The organism is Synechococcus sp. WH 5701, from assembly GCF_000153045.1.
GTDB lineage: Bacteria > Cyanobacteriota > Cyanobacteriia > PCC-6307 > Cyanobiaceae > Regnicoccus_A > Regnicoccus_A antarcticus.
The window spans coordinates 618,245-641,003 of the sequence record NZ_CH724159.1 but is presented as its reverse complement, the minus strand read 5'-3'; the positions used below and the strand labels follow the sequence as shown (position 1 = coordinate 641,003).

23 protein-coding genes and 1 pseudogene are annotated in these 22,759 nt (G+C 65.8%); 13 read left to right on the top strand and 11 right to left on the bottom strand.

What is annotated here, in order from left to right; translation table 11 throughout:
- The first annotated feature begins 26 nt into the window (after positions 1-26).
- Positions 27-1,049, top strand: a complete 1,023-nt coding sequence (locus WH5701_RS04145) for a metallophosphoesterase (RefSeq protein ID WP_006170720.1) — start codon at positions 27-29, stop codon at positions 1,047-1,049.
- Here the strand turns inward: WH5701_RS04145 and WH5701_RS04140 are convergent.
- Positions 1,036-1,986: an isopenicillin N synthase family oxygenase gene (locus WH5701_RS04140; RefSeq protein ID WP_006170719.1), complete on the bottom strand. Its 951-nt coding sequence runs from the start codon at positions 1,984-1,986 to the stop codon at positions 1,036-1,038. The two genes, WH5701_RS04145 and WH5701_RS04140, sit on opposite strands and share 14 nt — an antisense overlap.
- A 9-nt stretch (positions 1,987-1,995) precedes the next feature.
- Positions 1,996-3,189 carry a class I SAM-dependent methyltransferase gene (locus WH5701_RS04135; protein WP_006170718.1) on the bottom strand — a complete coding sequence of 398 codons (1,194 nt, stop codon included), beginning with the start codon at positions 3,187-3,189 and terminating at the stop codon, positions 1,996-1,998.
- Between the two features lie 47 nt (positions 3,190-3,236).
- On the opposite strand from WH5701_RS04135, the gene WH5701_RS04130 reads away from it, so the two are divergent.
- A complete protein-coding gene (locus WH5701_RS04130) occupies positions 3,237-4,076 on the top strand; it encodes a TPM domain-containing protein (RefSeq protein WP_006170717.1) in 840 nt (279 codons plus the stop codon).
- Positions 4,077-4,095: 19 nt separating this feature from the next.
- Here WH5701_RS04130 and WH5701_RS04125 read toward each other — a convergent pair whose 3' ends face one another.
- The 3 genes from WH5701_RS04125 to WH5701_RS04115 form a co-directional block, all read right to left on the bottom strand.
- On the bottom strand, positions 4,096-4,872 hold the full coding sequence (locus WH5701_RS04125) for a glycoside hydrolase family 104 protein (RefSeq protein WP_006170716.1): 777 nt from the start codon (positions 4,870-4,872) through the stop codon (positions 4,096-4,098).
- 478 nt (positions 4,873-5,350) lie between these two features.
- Positions 5,351-6,418 carry a hypothetical protein gene (locus WH5701_RS04120; protein ID WP_006170715.1) on the bottom strand — a complete coding sequence of 356 codons (1,068 nt, stop codon included), beginning with the start codon at positions 6,416-6,418 and terminating at the stop codon, positions 5,351-5,353.
- The gene (locus WH5701_RS04115; protein WP_006170714.1) at positions 6,412-7,299 is read right to left on the bottom strand and encodes a TIGR04168 family protein; all 888 of its coding nucleotides are present in this window, start codon (positions 7,297-7,299) and stop codon (positions 6,412-6,414) included. The genes WH5701_RS04120 and WH5701_RS04115 overlap by 7 nt, the downstream gene beginning before the upstream one ends.
- Before the next feature lie 63 nt (positions 7,300-7,362).
- Between WH5701_RS04115 and nadA the strand changes: the two genes are divergently transcribed.
- Positions 7,363-8,319 carry a quinolinate synthase NadA gene (gene nadA / locus WH5701_RS04110; RefSeq protein WP_006170713.1) on the top strand — a complete coding sequence of 319 codons (957 nt, stop codon included), beginning with the start codon at positions 7,363-7,365 and terminating at the stop codon, positions 8,317-8,319.
- A 414-nt stretch (positions 8,320-8,733) separates the two neighbouring features.
- Here nadA and WH5701_RS04105 read toward each other — a convergent pair whose 3' ends face one another.
- Positions 8,734-8,988: a hypothetical protein gene (locus WH5701_RS04105; protein ID WP_006170712.1), complete on the bottom strand. Its 255-nt coding sequence runs from the start codon at positions 8,986-8,988 to the stop codon at positions 8,734-8,736.
- 310 nt (positions 8,989-9,298) lie between these two features.
- Between WH5701_RS04105 and WH5701_RS04100 the strand changes: the two genes are divergently transcribed.
- From WH5701_RS04100 to WH5701_RS04075, 7 genes and pseudogenes are all read left to right on the top strand, one after another.
- A complete protein-coding gene (locus WH5701_RS04100) occupies positions 9,299-10,330 on the top strand; it encodes a ligase-associated DNA damage response exonuclease (RefSeq protein WP_006170711.1) in 1,032 nt (343 codons plus the stop codon).
- Between the two features lie 362 nt (positions 10,331-10,692).
- Complete coding sequence (locus tag WH5701_RS04095; protein WP_156776535.1) at positions 10,693-10,857, top strand: hypothetical protein; 165 nt, start codon at positions 10,693-10,695, stop codon at positions 10,855-10,857.
- 32 nt (positions 10,858-10,889) lie between these two features.
- Positions 10,890-11,570: a phosphoribosyltransferase gene (locus WH5701_RS04090; protein WP_006170709.1), complete on the top strand. Its 681-nt coding sequence runs from the start codon at positions 10,890-10,892 to the stop codon at positions 11,568-11,570.
- A gap of 17 nt (positions 11,571-11,587) precedes the next feature.
- Positions 11,588-12,334, top strand: coding sequence for a triacylglycerol lipase (locus tag WH5701_RS04085; protein ID WP_037980249.1), 747 nt, complete (start codon positions 11,588-11,590; stop codon positions 12,332-12,334).
- 100 nt (positions 12,335-12,434) lie between these two features.
- Positions 12,435-14,126: pseudogene (locus WH5701_RS18780) on the top strand (S8 family serine peptidase); the annotation flags it as partial.
- Between the two features lie 167 nt (positions 14,127-14,293).
- Positions 14,294-14,821: a S8 family serine peptidase gene (locus WH5701_RS18565; RefSeq protein WP_369791632.1), complete on the top strand. Its 528-nt coding sequence runs from the start codon at positions 14,294-14,296 to the stop codon at positions 14,819-14,821.
- Positions 14,822-15,127: 306 nt separating this feature from the next.
- Positions 15,128-16,240, top strand: coding sequence for a hypothetical protein (locus WH5701_RS04075; RefSeq protein ID WP_006170705.1), 1,113 nt, complete (start codon positions 15,128-15,130; stop codon positions 16,238-16,240).
- Here WH5701_RS04075 and WH5701_RS17955 read toward each other — a convergent pair.
- From WH5701_RS17955 to WH5701_RS04055, 5 genes are all read right to left on the bottom strand, one after another.
- Positions 16,228-16,608 carry a CDP-diacylglycerol diphosphatase gene (locus tag WH5701_RS17955; RefSeq protein WP_006170704.1) on the bottom strand — a complete coding sequence of 127 codons (381 nt, stop codon included), beginning with the start codon at positions 16,606-16,608 and terminating at the stop codon, positions 16,228-16,230. The genes WH5701_RS04075 and WH5701_RS17955 overlap by 13 nt on opposite strands.
- Positions 16,609-16,853: 245 nt before the next feature.
- Positions 16,854-17,039: a hypothetical protein gene (locus WH5701_RS17510; protein WP_156776534.1), complete on the bottom strand. Its 186-nt coding sequence runs from the start codon at positions 17,037-17,039 to the stop codon at positions 16,854-16,856.
- Positions 17,040-17,078: 39 nt separating this feature from the next.
- Positions 17,079-17,300: a hypothetical protein gene (locus WH5701_RS04065; RefSeq protein WP_006170702.1), complete on the bottom strand. Its 222-nt coding sequence runs from the start codon at positions 17,298-17,300 to the stop codon at positions 17,079-17,081.
- Positions 17,301-17,319: 19 nt separating this feature from the next.
- Positions 17,320-17,628 carry a chaperone modulator CbpM gene (locus WH5701_RS04060; RefSeq protein WP_006170701.1) on the bottom strand — a complete coding sequence of 103 codons (309 nt, stop codon included), beginning with the start codon at positions 17,626-17,628 and terminating at the stop codon, positions 17,320-17,322.
- A complete protein-coding gene (locus tag WH5701_RS04055; RefSeq protein ID WP_006170700.1) occupies positions 17,621-18,538 on the bottom strand; it encodes a DnaJ C-terminal domain-containing protein in 918 nt (305 codons plus the stop codon). Before WH5701_RS04055 ends, WH5701_RS04060 begins: the two co-directional genes overlap by 8 nt.
- 120 nt (positions 18,539-18,658) lie before the next feature.
- Between WH5701_RS04055 and WH5701_RS04050 the strand changes: the two genes are divergently transcribed.
- The 3 genes from WH5701_RS04050 to WH5701_RS04040 all read left to right on the top strand — a co-directional run bounded on the left by WH5701_RS04050 (position 18,659) and on the right by WH5701_RS04040 (position 22,348).
- The gene (locus WH5701_RS04050; protein WP_006170699.1) at positions 18,659-20,326 is read left to right on the top strand and encodes an ATP-dependent DNA ligase; all 1,668 of its coding nucleotides are present in this window, start codon (positions 18,659-18,661) and stop codon (positions 20,324-20,326) included.
- A 161-nt stretch (positions 20,327-20,487) separates the two neighbouring features.
- Positions 20,488-21,318, top strand: a complete 831-nt coding sequence (locus tag WH5701_RS17505) for a hypothetical protein (RefSeq protein WP_156776533.1) — start codon at positions 20,488-20,490, stop codon at positions 21,316-21,318.
- Positions 21,319-21,364: 46 nt separating this feature from the next.
- On the top strand, positions 21,365-22,348 hold the full coding sequence (locus tag WH5701_RS04040) for an IS5 family transposase (RefSeq protein ID WP_006170118.1): 984 nt from the start codon (positions 21,365-21,367) through the stop codon (positions 22,346-22,348).
- The last annotated feature ends 411 nt before the right edge of the window (positions 22,349-22,759 follow it).

The following is a 22,759-nucleotide window of genomic DNA, read 5'->3' as shown; positions in this document are numbered from 1 at the left end:
GGAGCCGCAGCGGCAGTGACCTGACCATGGCGCCAACCCTCACCCGACGTCAGGTTCTCGGCCTGGGGGGACTGGTCCTGGGGGCGGCCGCGGCGAGCGCTGCTGGTCTGGGGTTGCCCCCCCGCGGCGACCGGCGTCTGGTGCTGATCAGTGATCTGAACGCCAGCTACGGCTCCACCAGTTACATCCCCGAGGTGGGCCAGGGGATCGCCCTGATCCCCTCCCTGCGGCCGGATCTGGTGGTCTGCGCCGGCGACATGGTGGCCGGCCAGAAGGCAAGTCTGGACACCGCCCAGCTGCAGGCCATGTGGGCCGGGTTCGATCGCCAGGTGCTCAGACCCCTGCGGCGGGCGGGCCTGCCCTTCGTGCCTGCAATGGGCAACCACGATGCCTCCAGCAGCTGGGTGGGCGGCCGCTATGCCTTCGAGCGGGAGCGGCGGGAAGCCAGCCGCTACTGGCGCCGCCAGCAGGGGGACCTCGGCCTCAGCTTTGCCGACGGCTCAGGCTTCCCCTTCTTCTATTCAGTACTCCAGGAGGAGATGTTCCTGCTGGTGCTCGACGCCTCCTCCGCCCGGATTCCATCCGAACAACTGCGCTGGGCGGAGCGGAGCCTGGCGAGCGCGGCAGCCCGCGCGGCCAAGACGCGCCTGGTGGTGGGACACCTGCCGCTGCTGGGGGTCTCCCAGGGACGCGACACGGCCGGCAACGTGCTGGCCCAGAGCCAGGAGCTGCGCCAGCTGCTCGAGCGCAACCAGGTGGAGGCCTACATCAGCGGCCATCAGCACGCCTACTACCCCGGCCGGATCGGCCAGCTCGACCTGATCCAGCTCGGCGCCCTCGGCAGCGGTCCCCGAAAGCTGCTGGGGCAGAGCACGGCACCGTTTCAGACCCTGACCGTTCTCGATTACGACTGGAACAACGGCCGGCGCCGGGACAGCACGGTCAACATGCGCAACATGCAGTGGCTGAATCCGGGACGGCTGCCGCCGCGCCTGAGCGACAGCCGCGGGCGCACCCAGATCCGGCGCCCCGCCGCTACAGCAGGTTGATGCGGTAGAGCACCTCTTCGAGGGCATCGGCCGCCAGAACCCCGGCCTGGCGCTGGGGATTCTCCGCTGTGCAGCAACTGGCCAGCGGAGCCAGCAGGGTGGAGGGCCGGGCGTGGCAGAACTGCACCACGCTCAGCCGCTCCTGAGCGGAATCGGGCGGCGCCACCACCCGGTGCAGGCCGGCGGGGATCAGGCCGTTGCTGAGCCGCTCCAGCATCAGGCCGCTGTTGATGATCACCTGCCCCTCGGGCGGCAGCGCCGGCACCCAGCCGCCGGCCACCTCCACCTCCAGGCCGGCGCCGGTGGCCCTCGGCAGGGCGGTGATCAGGTTGATATCGCCGTGGGCGGCGGCCCAGAGATGGCCAGGGCCCGGGGCGGTCGCCATGGGCGGGTAGCGGATGGCGCGGCTGAGGGTGGGGGCCTCGCTGACCATCTCCTCGAAGAAGCTCTCGGCAGCGCCGAGGCCCAGGGCGATCACCCGCAGGACGCGCCGCTGCAGATCGGCGAGCGCCCCATGGAAGCGCAGCAGCACCTCTGTGATGCCGGGCACCACCGCTTCGGGCAGCACCGGCTCGGGGTAGAGCAGCGGATAGCGGCGGCGCAGGGGGTGCGAGGCCGGGATCGGCGCCGACCAATTGAGCATCTCCTTCCAGTCGGCCCGCTCGCTGCCGGCGGCGGTTTCCACCAGCAGGCCCGTGTAGCCCGTCTGGCCGGAGGCCCCGGCAGCCGTGAAGCGGCCCTTGCTGGCACCATCGAGGGCGAAGAAACGGGCCAGCATCCCGTAGGCCGTGTCGAGCAGATCGCCGGACAGATCGCTGCTGGTGTACACGAAGCCGGTAGCCAGGCTGCGCTTCACCCCATCGACCACCGCCCGCCGGCTGCGCGCATCACCCCGCTCGAAGGCCAGCAGGTCGACATCGAGGATGGTGGACTCCATCGGGGCAAGCTACGTGCCCGGGTCGGGGTCCTTCAGGAACAATTCAGCGCCTGAGGCCAGCGCAGACACGACCTCACCGCGGCTGAAGGCCAGCCAGCGGAAGTCGCCGAGGGCGGCGGGATCCACCAGGCGCAGCAAGGCCTCGCGCCGGGCCAGCAGGGCCGCCAACCCATCGCTGCCTGGTGAGCCGGAGGCCCGGACCGCCGATGGCACCGGCTGCTGGAGGCCATGCAGCCGCTGGGCCAGACCGAGAGCAAGCAGGGCTTCCCCCTGGCGGCGCTGGCCCAGGCAACTCCAGCCGGCCGCCTCTGCGGCCTCCAGAACGCTCTCGACGCAGAGGTGGGCGGTGAGGTCCCAGTGGCCTGGCTCCAGCAGAGGATCGGAGCTGGCCCGCTGGGCGCGGTAGGCCATCAGGGTGCCGTTGCTGCGCTGGGGGGCGTAGTAGCGCCAGGCCTCGAGCGCGTAGTCGATCACCAGCAGGCGGCCCCGAGCCACGGCGGCGGCGCAGGCTGCCAGCCAGGGGGTCAGCCCGGGGTGGAGCTCGCTGCACCAGCCCTCTGGTCGCCGTGAATCGAGGGGCAGCAGCCCGAGGGGCTCCAGTCGCGCTTCATCTTCCGGCTCCAGGGGGTCGCCGGGCTCCAGCCGCAAGGTTCCCTGCTGGAGCGTCACCTGCTGACGGCGCCAGTGATCCCCGCTGCGCTCGATCCGCTCCACCGCCAGGGCATCGAGCACCTCGTGGGCGAGCACCACTCCGGTGAGCGGAGCGGCGGCCATCTCCTCAAAGCTGCTCCAGCGCAGCGGCAGCGGGCTGCCCGCGAGACGCTGGCGTTGGCGGGCCGCCATCCCGGCGTTGGGCTCCACCAGCACCAGCTCCAGCCGCTCGGTCAGCTGGGGCCAGCCGGCCGCCAGCGCCTCGGCCAGCTGCGCCGCCAGGCTGCCTTCGCCGGGGCCGGTCTCCACCAGGCTCAGGCGCTCCTGGGGGAGGTCCTGCAGCCACTGGGCGATCAGGGGGGCCAGCAAAGCGGCGAACTCCGGGCCGAGCGACGGGGCTGTGGCGAAATCTCCCCTTGGGCCGATGCTGAGGCGACCGGCGCCGTAGGCGCCGTGCTCGGGGTCGTTGAGCACCCACTCCATGTAGGTGAGGAAGGGCACGCTGCCGCCGGCCTGGAGCAGGCGCTCTTCCAGCCAGGCGGGCAGTGGCACGGGGGGGCGGCGACTCGGAGAGAATGAAGGGCCACTGAAGCAGCCGCATGGCCCCTGGCGCCAGCTCTCTCCACCGCTCCATCCTGGGTTGTCTGGCCGCCCTGGTGCTGCTGCTGGCGCCGCTGGGGGGAGCGGCGGGCGGGATGGCCCAGGCCGCCGACAATCCCTCGCTCCTGCCGGATCACCCCACCCCCGTGATCGATCTGGCCCGGGCGCTCACCGATGGTCAGCGGGCCAACCTGGAGGAGCATCTGGAGGCCTTCGAGGCCAGCAGCGGCTGGAAACTGCGGGTGCTCACCCAGTACGAGCGAACGCCCGGCCTGGCGGTGAAACAGTTCTGGGGGCTGGATGAGCGCAGCCTGCTGCTGGTGGCCGATCCCCGTGGGGGCAACCTGCTCAACTTCAACGTGGGCGATGCGCTCTTCGCCCTGATGCCGCGCACCTTCTGGGTGGAACTGCAGACCCGCTTCGGCAACCAGTACTACGTGCGCGACCACGGCGAGGATGGCGCAATCGTGGATGCGCTCACGGCAGTGGAAACGTGCCTGGACCGGGGCGGCTGCCAGGTGGTGCCGGGTCTGCCTCAGGAGCAGTGGCTGCTCACCTTCTGCACCTCGCTGCTGGGAGGTCTGATCGTGGGCTTTGCCGGCTACCCACGCAAACAAGGTGACGTGGTGGCCTGGAGCTGGGTGCTGCTGCTCTCACCGCTGTGGGTGATGTTGTTCGTGGTGTTCGGGCTGGGGCCTGTGGTGACCCGCACCTCCGACCTGCTGCCAGTGCTGCGCAACGCGCTGGGGTTTCTGGGCGGAGCCGTGGCGGCCTATCTCATCGCCCAGAAGACGATGGGTGTGCCCGGCGGCAGCGAGGGCTCAGGCAGCGGCGAGTAACGCAAGCCGCGCTGGGAAATCAGCGACCTGAGCTGGTTTCCTGCAGGGCACAGCTGAGGCTGTCGTCTGTGCAGGCGGGCCGAACTGGAGGAGCGGCCTGGGCGAGATCTGTGCGGACGTTGTCGATGGCCCGCAGGTTGGCCAGGTTCGCCTCATAGAAGGCCCTGAGTTGGCTGTAGCGCTTCACGGGCTGGCCGTAGAAGCTGCGGCCGGCGAGGGTGGGGAATGACGCCCATTCCGGCGCCAGCTTGGCGGCCAGTTCAGGGGTCAGGATGCCGCGATCGGCCAGGGCCAGGCCCCCACGGCGGTGAATCAGGAAGATCGCGGCCTGATCCTGGACCTGGGGGCCGAAACCGGTGATTCCCAGGGCACGGGTGGCCATCGACCAGGTGAACGGCATGAACTGATAGGCACCAGCGGCGGCGCTGGCATAGCCCACGGTGCGGTTGACCCGATCGGGATGGCGATCCAGAGAAGCCATCAGGCTGCCACCGAACATGATCCGGTACCCCACGTCCTCGCCGTTGGCCCAGGTGCCCTCGGCATAGCGAATGGTGTTGAGCAGGGCACGCCGCTCAGGGGTGATCTCGAAGATGGCGCGCGCACCAGGCAGATCCTGGGGTGTGGCGATCGCCAGCGACTGGGGCTGACTGGACGGGGCTGCTCCGGGCAGACGGATCTCGTCCCAGGCCGTGGCATGGGCTGGCGCGCTGATGGCGAGAACCAGAGCCGGCAGGCAGAAGCGGCTGAAACGGGATGCGATGGCGAGCAAAGGAGTTGAGGGGAGAAAGGACATTTGCAGCCGCACTGAATCCTGGTTGATCCCATCAGGAACCGGCCAGGCGAGACGTTGCTGTGCTGGAGAGAAAGATTGGGATGAGTTCGGATCCGTTCGTGACTGCTGAACGGAAGAAGAACTGCTGGGCCAAGAATGTCTGATAAAGCTGATCAGAAACTCTGATGGATGCAACCAGGTTCAGTAATCAGTGAAGAATTCAGAGGAAACCGTCGAAGCGATGGAAGAATACATCTCGGCGGGCTTGGGTTGCACGCCAATGTGTCGAACAAGCCCTTGCACGGGGATCGCATTAGTGACAGTCGCACGACCGTCCACCGGCTATCAGAATTGGTCGAGGGGTTCACATCACTGTTCAGCACAGGGTTTATTGCAGCGAAATCATTCACCACGTTGATCATCAGCTCTGCTGATTGAGGCTCATGCCGTGGTAGCGACGGACACTAGATCGCTTGCGCCGCAATGCTCCCCGGCGATCTCAGCAGTAGGCGAGCGCCTGTTGCTCCAGCCAGCCGGCGGCCTTCTCGGCCCCATCCAGTGCCAGCGGACCCACGGCAGCCGCAAGCAGGGGCTGATCAAGCTGCCAGTCGCCGCAGCGCAGCTGCTCCTGGCTCAGCAACCGGTGGCGGCCATGGCGGCGCAGGGCCTCCTCCAGCACGGGCGCCTCGGCAAAGCCCTCCCGGTGCACCAGATGAATGCCGACGTCGTGGGCCAGGGCCTCACAGAAGCTGCTGTACCCAGGCTTGGTGATCAGCCGCTCCACCAGCGGCATGAACTCCAGCAGGCGCAGCCCCTTGGGCAGCAGCCGCACATTGACCGCCCCTGCGGCCGAGGGGTCGGTGCTCACGAAAACAAGCTCGGGCCAGCGGCGGAAGGGTTCCTCCCCCAGCTCGAACCCCAGCCCACCGAAGCTGACCAGCACGCAGCGGCCGCGCTCCGGCAACTCCAGCTGTTGGCGCAAGACTTCCGCCCGCTCACGGGGCGGCGCCACGGTGAGCCCCACCCGGATCTCCGGCAGCCCCCAGTCCATCGGCATCGAGAACGGGCAGTGGATCAGGCCCTGGCCCGTGCGGTACAGCGCACGGCAGCGCTCAGCCCAGGCCAGGAAGGGGCCGCCCATCGGCTCATAGATGGCATCCCAGCCGAAATTGCCCACCCAGATCAGGGGCCAGCCACCGGCCTGAGCCAGCCGCGCCAACGCCGGTGGCACATCGCCCAGCAGCAGCACCGGGCCGCCCTGGGCCTTCAGCCAGCGCGCCTCTTCGGCGATCTGATCGGGCAGGCGCCGCTCCAGATCATTGAGGGCCAGATGGGTGGCGGCGGGGTCGGCGCCGAGGGCATCGGCCTGCACCACCCCCACATCCCAGGAGCAGGGGCGCAGCTCGAAGGGCACCACTCCAAACACCGTGCGCAGGAACACCGCGGGCAGGGAGGTGGACAGCACGAGCCGCCAGCCGGGCTGGCGCTGGGCCAGGGCCAGCAGGATGGCGCCACTGCGGGAGCCATGGCCATAGCCATGGCCGCTGATGGCGGCGTAGATCAGCACGGCAGCGCCTCGGATTGGTCGCTCACCGGCTGGTGCTCCGCCACCGGTTGCTGGTGCAGTCGCTGTTCATAGAGCAACCGCCCCGTTTCAGGGTCGTACCAGCGGTGGCTGGCATGGATCAGCTGACCCCCCTCCAGCTCCACCCACGACAGATGGCACAGCTGCCGCCCCTCACCATCGACGGCATGGCGCGGCACAAAGGCGGCATTGAGATAGGCGGTGCCGCGGCGATCGATCAGGAAGCTGCGCCGTTCCCCCCGCCCGCGCTTGAGAGCGTGATGCATGTGCCCGAAAACCACCAGGGGCAAGGGGCGCTCGGTGCGGATCTGCTCGATCGCCTGGGCCAGGTCCTGGTCGCCCCAGTCGCAGGCGGGTGATTTCCAGTCGCGGCCGCAGGGGTCGCTGGCCTCGCTGCCGAGGCCACTGGGACCGCAGTGGGCCAGTAGCACCAAGGGCAGGCGCGGGTCGGCGGAGAGGGCCGCCGCGGCGATCCGCCCAGCCGACTCGGCCAGCTCGACGGGACCCCAGAGGGCCTGCACCGCCTTGGAGAGGTGGTGGCCGCCACCGGCACTGCCTGGCCGGCCACCCACCACCGAAAGGCCGGGGGGATCAAGCCGGCGCAGAGCCCAGCCGCAGTGACGCTCCCCAAGACGATCGATCTGGCGCTGCAGCTTGCGGCCGCTGTGGTCCTTGCCGGTGTCGTGGTTGCCGAGGATGCAGGCCACCGGCAGGGGCAGATCGGCGAGGCTGGCGGCAATGCGCTGCTGACCGTCGCTGAGATCGCCGACCACCAGCAGCGCATCGGGGGCGATCTGGGTGAGCAGGGTCACGTCACGCCGGTCCCATTGCCCGTGCAGATCCCCGGCAATGGCAAGGCGCATGTGGGCCGTGACGACTGCTCCCTTCCCTAGGCTGGTTTCATCCTGCCCCAGTTGAGGTCAAGGTTGGTTTTTGCCGCCCTTGAAGCCCCCACCAACCCCCGCGACCTGCCGGCCGCGATCGATGAGCTGCGCCGAGCCCGCAAGGCCGTGATCCTGGCTCACTATTACCAGAGCCCCGAAATCCAGGATGTGGCCGATTTCATCGGCGACTCGCTAGAGCTCTCGCGCAAGGCAGCCGGCACTGATGCCGAGGTGATCGTGTTCTGCGGCGTTCACTTCATGGCCGAGACCGCCAAGATTCTCAGCCCCGGAAAAACGGTGCTGCTGCCGGATCTGGAGGCGGGCTGCTCCCTGGCCGATGCCTGCCCCGCCGATGGCTTCGCCGCCTTCCGCGCCGAGCATCCGGACCACCTGGTGGTGAGCTACATCAACTGCTCGGCGGCGGTGAAGGCCCAGAGCGACCTGATCTGCACCAGCAGCAACGCCGTGCGCCTGGTGCAGCAGCTGCCGACTGATCGGCCGATCCTGTTTGCACCGGATCAGAACCTGGGCCGCTGGGTGGCCCGCCAGAGCGGCCGGGAGCTCACCCTCTGGCCGGGAGGCTGCATCGTCCATGAAACCTTCAGCGAGCAGGCGCTGCTGCGGCTGAAGCTGGAGCACCCGCAGGCCGAGGTGATCGCCCACCCGGAGTGCCTGCCCAATCTGCTGGATCTGGCCGACTTCATCGGCTCCACCAGCCAGCTGCTGGCCCGCGCCGCCAGCAGCGAGGCCCACAGCTTCCTGGTGCTCACCGAGCCCGGCATCCTTCACCAGATGCGCCTAAAGCTGCCCCACAAAACCTTCCATGAGGTGCCCGGACAGGACGGCTGCAGCTGCAACGCCTGTCCCTACATGCGGCTGAACACCCTGGAGAAGCTGTGGCGCTGCCTGGACACGATGAGCCCGGCGATCGAACTGGATGAGGAGCTGCGCGTCAGGGCCCTGGCACCGATCCAGCGCATGCTGGAGCTGAGCCGGTAGGGGGAGGCACTCCCATCCCGTCAGGGCAGACTCGGGACCCTCTCCAAGTTGAGCGTCCATCGGTCACCGTTGGGATTGATGTCCTGCTTCCACACGGCCATGCAGACAGGGGTTGGCTGAGTCACGACGGGTGGTGATGACCCACGCGCCACACAGCGATCCCTTGCGGGGAATGTAAGCCGCCAAGGTGGTGCCATCGCCACTCAGTGAGGAGGGACCCAGCGGAAGATCGAGAGTGGTCTGAGACAACGGCGCAACCGGCTGCCCCATCCAGTCGCAGCCGTGTCATCCCCTCGGACAGCTCTCGCACCTGCTGCAAGGCGACCGTGATCAGCTCCTGTTGATCGGCACTGAAGGCCGCAGACGTCAGAACCTCCTGATCTGAACTAGACCATGCGGTTCAGCGATCATGCATCAGCCCTTCAGATCAGGAAGGGGGCCATCCGGGAGATCGTTCTGAGGAAGCCCACCCGGCTCAAGGATGACGAACGATTCGGCGATGCCCTGCTGTTGGGCCAGGTAGTCGGTGCAGGTGGATGTACCGAGACCGTCACCACCAATGGGATTACAGAAATCATCCATGGCTATGGAGCCCGAACTGGCACAGGCCGTGAGTGAAAAGGCCAGGGCCAAAACGATGGGGGCAATGAAGGCAAAGATCACTGACATCGCTAGAGCAGGCAAGGTTCAGATGGACGTGGTAAACATGTCGCGATGAACATGACATGACGCGCTGGCAGCGTCTGGGCCCCAAGAGACAGGGCAGATGATGTCAAGACCATCGCACAGCCGAATCGGCCCACGAACAGGACACACCCCCAGATTTACAAACACCTGACTCCAGGCAACGAAATGTCCCGGCGGCCGTTGATCAATGGTTCACAGGTCTGCTGGCTGCAGCGGCCGTGATCAAGGGGACCCAGTCGTGGTCATGGGAAGGCTTGCTAGAGCAGGGATGACCTGTTGACGACGTGGTGTCATGGCGTTGCCGGCCGGCAGCCTGATCCAGCTCACCCCACAGGGGCTCTATTGCCCGGCAGCCGGGGCATGGATCGACCCCTGGCGGCCGGTGGCGAAAGCCCTGATCACCCATGCCCACGCCGACCATGCCCGCTCGGGTTGCGGTTCCTACTGGGCAGTGGGCAGCGGCGAGGCGGTGCTGCGCCAGCGCCTGGGGGCCGGCATCACGCTCACCAACGTGGACTATGGCGCCGAGCTGCGGATCGGCGAGGCGGTGGTGTCGTTCCACTCCGCCGGGCATGTGCTCGGCTCAGCCCAGGTGAGGATCACCGTGGGGGGTGAAACCTGGCTGATCAGCGGCGATTACAAACGCGATGCCGACCCCAGCTGCGCCCCGTTTGAGCCGGTGTCGGCTGATGTGTTCATCACCGAGGCCACCTTCGGCCTGCCGATCTACCGCTGGCGGCCAGGCCGGGAGGTGGCGGCTGACATTCTCAGCTGGTGGAAGGGTGCACCGGAGCGGCCATCGCTGCTGTTCGCCTATGCCTTCGGCAAGGCGCAGCGGCTGCTGGCGGAACTGGCGGCACTCGGGGTCGACGAGGAGGTGCTGCTGCACGGTGCGGTGCAGACCTTGATGCCCGCCTACCGCCAGCAGGGGATCACCATGGTGCCCACCCGGCCCGTGAGCGAACTGCCGCGCAGCGAAAGCCTGGCGGGGAAGCTGGTGATCGCGCCCCCCTCAGCGCACCGGTCGGTGTGGATGAAGAGGTTCAAGGATCCCCAGACCGCCTTCGTGAGCGGCTGGATGGCCGTACGCGGTGCCAGGCGGCGGCGTGGCTTCGAGCGCGGCTTCACCCTCAGTGATCACGCCGACTGGGACGGCCTGCTCAACACGGTGAAGAAAACCGGCGCCCGCCAGGTGTACGTGACCCACGGCAACAGCGACGGCCTGGCGCGCTACCTGCGCGATGTGGAGAGCATCAACGCTGCACCCCTGGGACGGGCGTTCGAAGGGGAGCGTTCCGATGATGCGGAGATCGGCTCACCGTGAGCTGGCGCAGCAGCTGCCCCGGCGAGTTCAGCGTCGGTCAGTCCGGCGAGGGTTCACCGGTGAATTCCTCCCTCAGGTCCTGGAGTATGCGATCGGCTGATTCAGGGGGGTCCAGGTCATGGCAGGCACCGGGAGGATGGGGGGATCGGAACGATCATCCTGAACGTATCCACGATGGCCTCCTGTGGCTAGGACAGGGAAGACTCAGGGCGATGCTGTGAGCCGTTCCACCGTCAGTGAACGAGAGGTCATCGTCCAGTCGGCAGGGGCGGCACTGGCAGGCAGTCCGACGCTTCCGGATCCGGCAGCCGGGCTGCTGCTGTTGGCCCACGTTGTTCATCGTCGGAGGATGGGACGACGAGGTGCTCCAGCTGAATCGGCAGGCGGCCGCGCAGCTGATCGCCCCCCATGCCTTTCAGGTGGTGCCGGGAGCCAGCCATCTGTTCGAAGAGCCCGCAACCCTGGAGCAGGCCGCCCACCTGGCCCGCACCTGGCTTCTCCTGCACCTGAGAGGGGGCAGGACCTGAAGGCTTCGCGATCCCTCACCCCTCCTCACGACATGGCTGACCGACCTCCTCTCTGGACCAACCGCCACCAGGCGGGTCTCGCTCTGGTGGACGCCTTCGCTGATCGCCGGGGCCGCGCTCGTGACACCACCCTGCTGGCGCTGCCGAGGGGCGGTGTCCCGGTGGCGGCGGCGATGGCCTCTCGCCTGGGGCTTCCACTGGCCACCTGGTCGGTGCGCAAGGTCGCCGATCCGGCCTGGCCGGAGCTGGCGATCGGTGCGGTGGCCGCCGGTGGGGTGGTGGTCTGGCGCAACGGGGAGGGGGCGCATCTTCGGGCGACCACCGCGACCATGCATGGTTGGCTGCGGGCGCAGGAGCGGGAACTGAGGCGCCGGCAACAGCTCTTCGGAGACCCGCCGGGCGAGCAGCTGCGGGGCCGTCATCTGATCGTGGTGGACGACGGCATCGCCACCGGCATGACCATGAAAGCCGCCCTGCTCTCCCTCCGGAAGCTGGAGCCGGCCTCGCTGGACCTGGCGGTGCCGGTGGTCGATCGCGGCGTCGCCACCGAGCTGAGCCAGCTGGTGGATGGCCTGGTGGCCCTGGCCCTCGTGGACGATCTCCAGGCCGTGGGTCTGTGGTACGAGCACTTCGAGCAGCTTCACGACGAGCAGGTTCTGGCCCTGTTGAAACAGACGGCCCCTGCACGGGACCAGATCCCGCCGGGGACATGAACACTGAGCTCCGCCCCATGCCCCGACAACCGATCGTGATCCTCGGTGGCTTCCTGATCAGCCCTGAGGCCTACGCCCCGATGGTGGCCCGGCTCAAGCAGCTGAGCGGCCAGCCGGTGAAGATGGTGCCGGTGAGCAAGGCCGAATGGCTGCTCACCGTGTTCGCCTTCGCCTGGGCGCGGATCCTGGATCGAGTGGCCACGACCGTGGCCGAGCTGGCCGCGCACTCTCCCACCGGCCGGGTGACCCTGATCGGCCACAGCTCCGGCGGCATCATGCTGCGACTGCTCCTGGATGACGCGCCGTTCCAGGGCCGCAGCTACGACGGCAAGGCCCTGGCCGACACCCTGGTGATGCTCGGCAGCCCGCACACGGCGCTGAAGGCCACGGTGTTGCGCCAGATGGTGCAGCGGCGCCTGCCCGGAACGCCCTTCGCCGATCGGGTGAGCTACGTGTCGGTGGCGGGCGATCTGGACCTGGAGAGCGCCACCCCCATGGCCCGGCGCCTGGCACCCACGGCCTACCGCAACAGCACCGGTGATGCCCACGACCATGGCGACGGCCTGGTGCCGGTGGCCTCCGCCCTGCTGGAGGGCTCCACCCCGCTGGTGTTGCCGGGGGTGGCCCACGGCGGCGCCTTCGGGCCCAGCTGGTACGGCAGTCCGGAGGTGGTGGAGCGCTGGTGGGCCCTGGCTCAGGAGGCCGAGTCGAGCAGCTCCGCACGATCCGGCGCAGGGTGTCGCGGGATCGCTGAAGAACGATGACATCGCCAGCAGGCCGTGGGCGGTGGCGGGCTGGGCTGGCTATGGCTGTGCAGGGACGGCAGGACGAGCTGTACCCGGTCCGTCTCTGCTCGCTGATGCCATGGCAGCCCCGAAGAAACCCTCCGCCCGAACCCTCAGCAGCGGCGTCAAGGGCGCAGACGCCTCGGGGATCGCCGCCGCCCGCACGGTGATCTATTGCCATGGCATCTCCAACATGCCCCCCGAGGTGGTGCTGCGCTCGGAGTGGGACCGGGCCCTGTTCGGAACCGATCAGGGGGAACGCACCCGCATGGCCTACTGGGTCGACCGGGAGCGCTATCCCGAGGCAGCGGGCTTCTCCACCCGGGCCATCGGCGATGACCGGGTCCCGTTGCCATCGCAGGCGAAGGAGCTGCTGGCCGCCTCCGTAGACGACAGCGACGCACCCGAGGAGTCGGCGGCCTTCGTGGCGGCGATGACGAAGCAACTGGAGGAGGCCGCCCAGGCGGTGGCCCAGGAGGGAGCGCCGATGGGAGGGGCCGCGGCGAAGTCGATGGAAGCCAGGGGGCTGTGGAGCCCGGTGACGGCCCTGTTCACCCAGGTCTTCCTGGCTGATGTGAACGATTTCCTCTTCAACAGGGCCAAGCGCGAGCGCATGGTGCAGACGGTCAAGGACCGGGTGACCACCGGCGGTGGCCCCTTCGTGGTGATCGGCCACAGCCAGGGAAGCATGGTCACCTATCAAGCCCTGATGGAGCTCGGCGCTGAGCTGCCCGTTGATCTCTTCCTGACCATCGGCTCACCCCTGGGGCTGCCCCAGGTGACCGACGTGCTGCACAAGTGGCATGGCAAAAAGCTGCCGATTCCTGCTGGCGTCAAGCGCTGGGTGAACCTTGCCCAGGACGGCGACATTGTCTGCCTGGATCAGAGCCTGGCCGATGAGTACAGCGCCAGCGGCAAACCCGCCGTGGCCGATGAACGGGTGAAAGGCATCGTCTGGCCGCCCAGCAAGGCCCACTCCGCCAGCCGCTATCTCTCGCGCCGCTTCACCCAGGAAACGGTGATGGGGGCGGTGGACCGCTCCCGCTTCCAGCCGGTCAGCCCGATCACCGTGGCGCGCAACCTGGCCGATTCCCTCGATGCGGACGCCACAGCGCGGGTGCCCGTGTTGATCGAGCTGATCGACCGCCCCAGGTTGACCGGCAGTTCGGCAGCGGCCCCGGGAGGGCCTGAAGATTCCATTGAGAGTGCCAGGGACAAGGTGCTGGGCTGGATCAATGCAAACGTGCTGAAGGATCCGATCACAGCCGACACGGTTCACCTGGAGGATCAGCTGGATCGCTACGTGGCGGTGAATCTGACCCGCGCCGAGGTGGAAACCCTGGCCGCTTCGCTGAGCCAGCACTACGGCATCGCCTCCCCGGCGGTGTACCGGATGTTCAGCAACAGCAAGAAAAAAGCCCTGATCAGCGAGTCGATCCATACGGTGCAGGCCCGCACCGCCCAGCTGGGGTACAACGCCTATGGCCAGGGGATCACCTGGGCCGTGCTCGACACGGGCATCGACCGCCACCATCCCCATTTCCACAACCCGCTCTTCGCCCCCGGGGGAACGATCGCCGCCGAGTGGGACTGCACCGAGCGGGGGCCGGTGCTGCCCGGCAGAGGCAACGACGCCAACGGCCACGGCACCCACGTGGCCGGAGTGATCGCCGGGGGGCTGCAGGCAGTCGGCAGCCCGACGGGGCCGGACCTGCTGGCGATGGCGCCGAAGGCCCGGCTGGTGACCTACAAGGTGCTGGCCGACAACGGCAGCGGCTACGACGCCTGGATCCTCAAGGCCATCGACCACATCTGGACGCAGAACCAGAACGGCCGCCGGCTGGTGATCCAGGGGGTGAACAGAGTCTGGGGGGCGCCTTCGATCCGGCCAGCTTCGGCTGCGGCGATTCGCCCCTGTGCGCCTCCCTGCTGCGGCTGGTGCGCCAGGGGGTGCTGGTGGTGCTCGCGGCAGGCAACGAGGGCAGCGGCGACATCGTGGTCGACGGCTTCAGCTCCACCCGCTCCTTCGACCTCTCGATCGGTGATCCGGCCAACCTGGAGGAGGCGATCGCCGTTGGATCGGTGCACCCAACCCTGCCCCACCGCTACGGCACCTCGTACTTCTCCTCGCGGGGCCCCACGGCCGACGGGCGTCTGAAGCCCGACGTGGTGGGCCCTGGGGAGCGAATCCTGTCGTGCCGCAGCAGCAGCGACCCCAACCGCAGCGCCGAGCGCGACCGGGGCAAGGGCGTCGATGAGCTCTACATCGCCCTGTCGGGCACGAGCATGGCGGCGCCCCACATCTCAGGCCTGTTGGCCGCTTTCCTGTCAGTGCGCAGCGAGTTCATCGGCTACCCCGACCGGGTGAAGCAGATCCTACTGGACCACTGCACCGACCTCAAGCGCGACCGCTATCACCAGGGTGCGGGCCTGCCGAACCTCTCGAAGATGTTGCTGGAAACGTGAGTCCTTGCTGAGACTGCGGAGGATCAACCAGTCGGCACCGACAACCGCATCCCTTCTCAGCCAAAGAGGAAGGGTTTCGCAACAAGCTTGACAGCGAAGAGCCCAGATTCCGGGGTCGAAAAGTTGCTTGTCCTGCTGAATCCTGAGCAGAGGAGGAGCGAGGCATCACCTCCCTGTCAACTCAAGAATTCCAGCATGTTGCAATACAAAAGCTTATCTGATTGCCAACAGGATTCCTTTTGAATATTTTAAGGTTTCTTGGCCTGTAGATTCGTGGAACGAATTATTTCCCGGATCCTTCCCTCCATGCTGCACGTCGACATCCCCACCCGCGCCGAGATCGAAGCACTGATGCTCCATCACGGCCCGGCCCGGGTCAGCCTGGTTCTGCCCACCACACCGCTGACCCAGGAGGCCCAGGCCGACCGCATCGCCCTGAAAAACCTCGCTGGCGAGGCCATTGAGCAGCTCGCCGCCCACGACAAGCGTGAGGTGCTGGTCATCGAGGAGCTTCTCCACGACCTCATCGACGACGATGACTTCTGGGAGGTCCAGGCCAACAGTCTTGCGGTCTTTGTTTCGCCGGAAGGCCTGCGCAGCTTCCGCCTGCCCAACCACCTGAAGCCCACCGTGGAGGTCAGCGACCGCTTCCACGTCCAGCCCCTGCTGCGGGCGGTCACCGTGCCCCAGTCCGCCTACGTCCTGGCCCTGGCACAGAACAGTGTGCGGCTGGTGGCGGTCTCCTCCGACCTGCCGGCCGTCGAGATCAAGTTGAACGGCATGCCGAAGGATGTGGCCAGCTCGGCCGGGAAGGCTTCAATCAGGGACCGCTCGCCCAGCGGTCGTCTCCAGGGTTCCGAGGGCATGAAGGTTCGCCAGGCCCAGTACGCTCGCAAGATCGATCAGGCGCTGCGGCTGCTGCTGGTGGGCCGGGAAACCCCACTGATTTTGGCAGCCAGCGAACCAATGCAGTCGATCTACCGCGAAGTTCAGTCGTATCCGCACCTCGCACGGGCTGTGATCCTGGAGAATCCCGAAACGCAGAGCGATGCCGATCTGGCCGCAAGTGCCCGCGCCATCCTTGATGAGCTGTTCCGGGATGAACTGGCGGAGATCCAGTCCCTTTACACACTGCGCGCCAGTCAGGGTCGGACCACATCCGATCTGGCCCAGGCGGCCCGGGCAGCCACCTATGGCGCGATTCAACTGCTGCTGATCGACATCGACGATGTGACCCCAGGCACGATCGACGACGAAGGGACAGTGACCTTCGCCGATGGCCCCAGCGCCGAGAGCTATGGCATCGTCGATGAAATCGCCAGCCGTGCCCTGGTGATGGGCGCCAAAGTGATGGGTGTGCGCAAGGCCGACATCCCTGGTGAAGCCAGCCTGGCGGCGATCATGCGCTACCAGTTCTGAGTTTCGGCAATCCATCCAGCCCGGATGCTGTCGTGATCGGCTGTGGTGACGGTGCCGTGGGACAGCTTGATGGCAGCCACCCCCTCCGGCAATACGGGAGTGTCGGTATCCAAAGCCGTTCGCCAGGCAGGGCGAAGCTGGAGGATGTGAACATGCAGTTGATTCTGACTCCGTGCCGACGGGGGATTGATCAGCAGGGCGATGGAATCCTCACTGGGGAGATGCACCTTGGCAACAGTCCAGGCAAAAGGCCAGATGGCATCCGGACGGCTTGGATCTTCCAGCCCGGTGAGTCTCTGGCGCGGCAAGGCCAAACCAGCCACGAAACCAGGTTCACAGCCACAACTGTTGGAGTTGCGGATGGCCACAAAGCTTGGCGTCAGAGCCCAGACAACAGCTTGATCCGGCTCGCAACGATCATGACAGCAGGACAAAATGAAAGCAGGGCACTTACAGTAATTTCCCGTATTTTCTGGAGGCAAACAGGACTCAAAATCGTCCAGAGTGCATCTGAAGAAGGCCTTCCCTCCTGTGGAGCAGCAATCACCGAGGGAGGCCACGGCAAGAGAGCCACAAGTGATGAACCCACAAGACTCACCAACAGGTGCTTCACCTAGTTGGACCGGTGGGCGCAGGGTAGATCGCAGAACCGAAGCAACGTCTCACGCAGCGGCAGTTGTGTGCTCAGGGCGATCAGGGCGGGCAACTGCAAGGAGAGGAGCACCCTCACCAGCACCCGGGGTGTGAGGGGGGTGATGCCGCGGCGCAGGACGTGAACTCCCCAAGACAGTGTGTACAACGAACTGCTCGAACCGCTCCTCGGCCTGTCGGCGAAGAGTCAGTCGTTGAGCAGGTCGAAGATCGCCTTCTGCAGATCTTCCGACTGCTCCAGTTGATCGAACACCCAGGCCATCGCCGTGGCCGGTTCCTTGAACCCCAGCTCGGAGCAGAGCCTCTGGATGATGGACGAATGCTCCATATAAAGGGAGAGATCGCTCACCTTCTGCACACTGAGGTGCCGGGTGGTCAGCGATCCGGTGGTGAGATCTGAAGCCTCCATGGCAACGGCCGTCCAGGCCTCATCGGGGCAACAGGCACTCTAATTCCCGCAGCCGCTGCTCCAAGGCCTCGATTTTCTCCAGGTAGGTGAGAGCCAGGGCCATGCCGGGAGGGTTGAGCCCGAAGGTGTCCCGCAGCTTCACCGCCCTCCGCGCCTGATGGACCACCCGGGTCTGGAAGCTCCAGCCCGTGGCGCCCTCCCTGGTTTCGAACACGCCGAACTCCACCAGCTCCACCAGCTCCTCATGGGCCAGGCCTGAGGCCGCCAGCAGCTCCGCTGATTCCACCGGGCTGTCGGCGTCCACGGGGATCAGGAGATCGTCAGGCATCGGTCGTCCCTCCGGTGAACTGCGGACGGGGCTGGAAGGTGGACGCCGTCGCCAGCTCACGATAGAGCTCCTGTTCACGCTCGCTGATCTGCGTGGGCATCACGATCTGCAGCACGGCATAGAGATCCCCCGCTCCCCCGCCCCGCTTCGGCAGCCCCTTACCGGCCAGCCGCAGTTTCTGGCCCGCCTGCGCCCCTGGCTTCACCGTCACCCGCACGCGGCCATCGAGGCTGGGCAGCTCGATCTGGGAGCCGAGGGCCGCCTCCCAGGGAGTCACCGGCAGCTCCAGGTAGAGGTCATGACCCACCGGCCGGAACAGCTTGTGCGGCAGCACCTGGATGTGGAGGTACACATCGCCATCAGGGCCACCGCCGCTGCCGGGACCGCCGCGCCCAGGGATGCGCAGGCGCTCGCCATCGGTCACGCCCTGGGGGACCCGGATGCGCACACTGCCGCCGCCCGGCCGCTCCAGGGTCACCTGGCTGCCGCGGGAGACCTCGTCGAGCGTCAGCCGGGCCACGGCCTCCACGTCCTGGCCGCGGATCGGGAAGTCCACACCTCCCGCCTGGCGCCGTCGCTGGGAGCTGCGGAATCCCATCTGCTCGAACAGCTCGGAGAGGTCCACCTCCTGGTGGGCCTGGCCCTGCCAGAAGCGTGTATCCCAGTCCGCCGGCGGCCGGAACTCCTCGCCGGGGTCATGGCGGCCCAGTTCGTCGTAGGCCTGGCGCTTCTCCGGATCGGAGAGGGTCTGGTTGGCCTCGCTGATCTCCTTGAAACGCTCCTCAGCACCCGCCTCCTTGGAGATGTCGGGGTGGTACTGGCGAGCCAGACGCCTGTAGGCCTTCTTGATCTCCTCCTCACTCGCTCCCCGCTCGATGCCGAGGGTCTCGTAGTAGTCCTTGAACTTCATCGGGCTGTCACAGCGGATGGCCGCAGGGCCTTGGCCCCCATCCTCCCGCGGACGGCAGTGCGGGAGCGATCGGCCACGGCGCTTGCCAGGGTGAGGGTTGAACAGCTCGAGCGGCCGCCCATGCGCGACTTCTGCGCCCTCTATGAGCAGCTGGATCGCAGCCCCGGTACCCGTGCCCGGGTGGCGGCGGTGGAGGACTACCTGAGAACGGTGGATCCCGCCGATGGGGCCTGGGCGCTCACCCTGCTGCTCGGCAAGCGGCGCAAGCGGCTGATCACGGGCCGGCGGCTGCGGGAGATCGCTCTGGCCGTCTCAGCCCTGCCGGAGTGGTTGTTCGACGACTGCCACACCCAGGTGGGCGACAGTGCCGAGACGATCGCCCTGCTGCTGCCCCAGCTGAAACTGCCCGAGTCCGAGGTGATCGAGCGGCCGCTGGCGGAGTGGATGGGGGAGCGGCTGCCGGCGATCGCGGCGCTGGAGCCCGCCGTCCAGGCCGAAGCCGTGCTGCATGCCTGGGCCAGCCTTCCTCCGGGCCAGGCCTTCCTGTTCAACAAGCTGCTCACCGGTGGCCTCCGGGTGGGGGTGTCCACGGGCCTGGTGACCCGGGCCCTGGCCGGGGTGGCTGGGCTGGAGGAGGCCGAGATCGCCCAACGCCTGATGGGGGGCTTTGAGCCCACGCCCGACGCCTTCCGCAGCCTGCTCGCCCCTGCGGCGGAAGGGTCGGCGGTGCCTGCGAGCCGGCCCTTTCCCTTCTTCCTGGCCAGTCCGCTCGATCCGGCCCAGCTGGAGGGCTGGGATCCCAGCCACTGGCGGGCGGAGTGGAAGTGGGATGGCATCCGCGGCCAGCTGATCCGCCGCGCCGGCACCAGCTTTCTCTGGAGCCGAGGCGAGGAGCTGGTGAACGAGAGCTTTCCCGAGCTGGTGAGCCTGGGGGAGGCCCTGCCGGAGGGCACCGTGCTCGACGGCGAAGTGATCGTCTGGGATCCCAGCGAAGAGCGGCCCCACGGCTTCGCTGCCCTGCAGCGGCGTCTGGGCCGCAGGAGCGTGGGAGCGAGCCTGCGCCGCCAGTGCCCGATGGCCTTCGTGGCCTACGACCTGCTCGAATCGGCAGGTGCCGACCGGCGCGACGAACCGCTGCAGCGGCGCCTGGAGCGGCTGGAGGTGCTGCATGATGCCGTGGCCCGCAGCGATCACCCGGAGCGGCAGCGCCTGCGCGGCTCAGCGGCCGTGCCCCTGGGCAGCTGGGAGGAGCTGGAGCGGCAGCGCGGCCGCGCCCGCGACGTGGGGGCCGAGGGGCTGATGCTGAAACGGCTGGAGTCGCCTTACCGGGTAGGCCGCCGCCGGGGCGACTGGTGGAAGCTCAAGCTCGAGCCGATGGAACTCGATGCGGTGCTGCTCTACGCGCAGGCGGGTAGCGGCCGCCGCGCCAACCTCTACACCGATTACACCTTCGGCCTCTGGGACACCACCGCTGACGTGGCCAGCGTGGGCGGCAGCCCACGCCTGGTGACCTTCACCAAGGCCTACTCCGGCCTCAATGACGGCGAGATCAACGAACTCGACCGCTGGATCCGCCGCCACACCATCGAGCGCTTCGGGCCGGTGCGGTCGGTGGAGCCCCTGCAGGTGTTCAACCTCGGCTTCGAGGGCATCCAGCGCTCCTCGCGCCACAAGAGCGGCCTGGCGGTGCGCTTCCCGCGCATCCTGCACTGGCGCCGCGACAAGCCGGCGGCCGAGGCCGACAGCATTGGCAGCGCCCTGGCCCTCCTGGTGGAATCGAATCAATAGGTGGAAGGTGTCGAAGAAGGCCGCTGATCCAGTCCTGACCGTGACAGCCAACTCGATCCACGACCCTGACGATCCATGAAGCCCGTGGAAGGCGACCATCGCTGGCTACGATAGTCTCACCAGATACATCCACGTTTCCCAACATCGATTTACGGCTTAACATGCTCAAATCATTGCTCGGATCTCTGATATCTATAAATCTTGAAGAAAACATGACTACAACATCAGGACTGGAGCGTTTCATCAAATCCTTGCTCGCACAATCAGGCAATAGTCAGCTTATTCGACAACTCTTCCCCGGCCAGTCTCCAACGATCAGAATCATGCCCATGGGCGATTCGATCACGGCTGGAACAGAGCCAGGTGGCTACCGAGCCCCTCTGGAAAATCTGCTTGAACGTCAAGGCTATCAATTTGATTTTGTCGGGGAACAGATCATTGATGACGATCCTAGTCGTGACCCCAATCACTGGGGAAAATCCGGCAGAGGAATCGCCCGAACCGACGAACCACTTGCTGATAAGACATATGTTTCGCTTCAGGCCAACGAATCGAACGAGGGCTCGATTCGCGATGGACTCCTGAGTGACCTAGATCTCGCAATCTCAACCACATATTTCTCAGACGTCATCACCGATCGCAATGTTGTGCTGTTAATGCTGGGGACGAATGATCTGATTCATCAAGTCGTCGGCACCGAATTCGGAGCCTCTCCCGCTGGTGATAAGAACAATGATGCTCAAGGCGAACAACAGGACAAGCTGGCCGAGTCGGCTTTTGACCGCTTGACCTTCTTTATGAACAGAATGGATCAAGAAGCAAATGCTTCTGGACTAGAACTTGACGTCATTGTTGGCACCATCCCAACAGTTAGCGACAAATGGAAAAAGGATCCAATTAGCAATGTTACTAGAGATGAGATCCTTCAATACAATAACCTAATTAGGGATGAGCTGTCAAATCGCTCTTTCCAACAGCTAAGGAACCCCTGAAAAACCCGCTAAAATCAGTCCAGATCCAAGACTGAGACTGGAACGGATGGCCGACCCTCTCCAGCTGGGCTTCACGGACTACGAGCAGATCTACGCCAAAAAGAGGACGCGCCGCCAGCGCTTCTTGGATGAGATGGAGGCCACGGTTCCCTGGGAAGCGTTTCTGGCCTTGATTGAGCCCGTGTATCACAAGCCCTCCAGCAAAGGAGGTCGTCCGCCGATTCCTTTGGAGGTGATGCTGCGGATCCATCTGCTGCAGCAGTGGTTCACGCTTTCAGATCCATTGATGGAGGAGATGCTGATCGATACGCCCTGCTTCCGCCGCTTCGCAGGGATCGAGACGATGGATGGCCGGATCCCTGATGAGACGACGATTCTCAACTTTCGCCATCTGCTGGAAGAGCACCGGATCGCGGAGCAGATTCTTGAGGGTGTGAACCAGATGCTTAGCGAGAGAGGAGTGATGCTGAGGGAAGGAACGATCCTTGATGCCACGATAATCAATGCCCCCAGCTCCACCAAGAACAAGGCCAAGGAGAGGGATCCTGACATGCACTCAGTGGCCAAGGGCAAGCAGTGGTTCTTTGGAATGCGCTGCCACATCGGAGTTGATGCCGCATCTGGCCTGGTCCACTCTGTTGAGAGCACCGCCGCCAATGTTCATGAGCTGAACACAGCAGCTGAACGGCTCCATGGGGATGAACGCCTCATCTACGGCGATGCCGGCCACATCGGCATCGAGAAACGAAACGACTTCCAGGACTGCGAGGCTGAGTTCAGGATTGCGATGAAGCCCGGCCAGCGCAGAGTGCTTCCAGAGACACCTGAGGGCAGGCTTCTTGATCTGATTGAGACGGCGAAAGCCCACTTCCGCGCCAAAGTGGAACATCCCTTTCGAATCATCAAATGTCAGTTCGGCTTCCGGAAGGTCTTCTACAGAGGTATCCGCAAGAACGACCTCAAGCTGAAGTTGCTCTTTGCCCTGGCAAACCTCTGGATGGTACGGGAACGGATACCTGATTCAGCGTAAAGCAAGGGTATAGTGTGTCTAAAGACCGATAATCATCCAGAAATCAAGCCAAAACGAATGGTGGGAACTGCCTGAAGTCTTTTCAAGGGCTTCTCTGAGCGAAAAGTGGGCTAAATCTGCTCAGTATCGTCTCATTGATGAGAATGAGACTAGATTATTCGGATTAAGGCGTCTTGATCAGAGGTTCCCTAACGGTATCCGTTGTCGATCAGTTCACCGCAATCGGTTCATCACTTTCCGATGGTCTTCATCCCAATTCTGAGGGCTACGCCGCAATGGCCCTGACCTGGCTTAACGGGATCGAACAAGTTCTAATCACCTGAAGCCTGTTCGCGAGTTACCGGACATCACCTTCCCAGCCAAAAAACGTTAATTCACACTATTGTAATAGTGTACCACTGAAATGACATA

Coding starts and splice junctions, on each gene's coding strand:
- WH5701_RS04145 (WP_006170720.1), top strand. CDS start 27: ATGGCGCCAACCCTCACCCGACGTCAGGTTCTCGGCCTGGGGGGACTG.
- WH5701_RS04140 (WP_006170719.1), bottom strand. CDS start 1,986: ATGGAGTCCACCATCCTCGATGTCGACCTGCTGGCCTTCGAGCGGGGT.
- WH5701_RS04130 (WP_006170717.1), top strand. CDS start 3,237: ATGGCCCCTGGCGCCAGCTCTCTCCACCGCTCCATCCTGGGTTGTCTG.
- WH5701_RS04125 (WP_006170716.1), bottom strand. CDS start 4,872: ATGTCCTTTCTCCCCTCAACTCCTTTGCTCGCCATCGCATCCCGTTTC.
- WH5701_RS04115 (WP_006170714.1), bottom strand. CDS start 7,299: ATGCGCCTTGCCATTGCCGGGGATCTGCACGGGCAATGGGACCGGCGT.
- WH5701_RS04105 (WP_006170712.1), bottom strand. CDS start 8,988: ATGTCAGTGATCTTTGCCTTCATTGCCCCCATCGTTTTGGCCCTGGCC.
- WH5701_RS04100 (WP_006170711.1), top strand. CDS start 9,299: ATGGCGTTGCCGGCCGGCAGCCTGATCCAGCTCACCCCACAGGGGCTC.
- WH5701_RS04090 (WP_006170709.1), top strand. CDS start 10,890: ATGGCTGACCGACCTCCTCTCTGGACCAACCGCCACCAGGCGGGTCTC.
- WH5701_RS04085 (WP_037980249.1), top strand. CDS start 11,588: ATGCCCCGACAACCGATCGTGATCCTCGGTGGCTTCCTGATCAGCCCT.
- WH5701_RS04075 (WP_006170705.1), top strand. CDS start 15,128: ATGCTGCACGTCGACATCCCCACCCGCGCCGAGATCGAAGCACTGATG.
- WH5701_RS04065 (WP_006170702.1), bottom strand. CDS start 17,300: ATGGAGGCTTCAGATCTCACCACCGGATCGCTGACCACCCGGCACCTC.
- WH5701_RS04060 (WP_006170701.1), bottom strand. CDS start 17,628: ATGCCTGACGATCTCCTGATCCCCGTGGACGCCGACAGCCCGGTGGAA.
- WH5701_RS04055 (WP_006170700.1), bottom strand. CDS start 18,538: ATGAAGTTCAAGGACTACTACGAGACCCTCGGCATCGAGCGGGGAGCG.
- WH5701_RS04050 (WP_006170699.1), top strand. CDS start 18,659: ATGCGCGACTTCTGCGCCCTCTATGAGCAGCTGGATCGCAGCCCCGGT.
- WH5701_RS17505 (WP_156776533.1), top strand. CDS start 20,488: ATGCTCAAATCATTGCTCGGATCTCTGATATCTATAAATCTTGAAGAA.
- WH5701_RS04040 (WP_006170118.1), top strand. CDS start 21,365: ATGGCCGACCCTCTCCAGCTGGGCTTCACGGACTACGAGCAGATCTAC.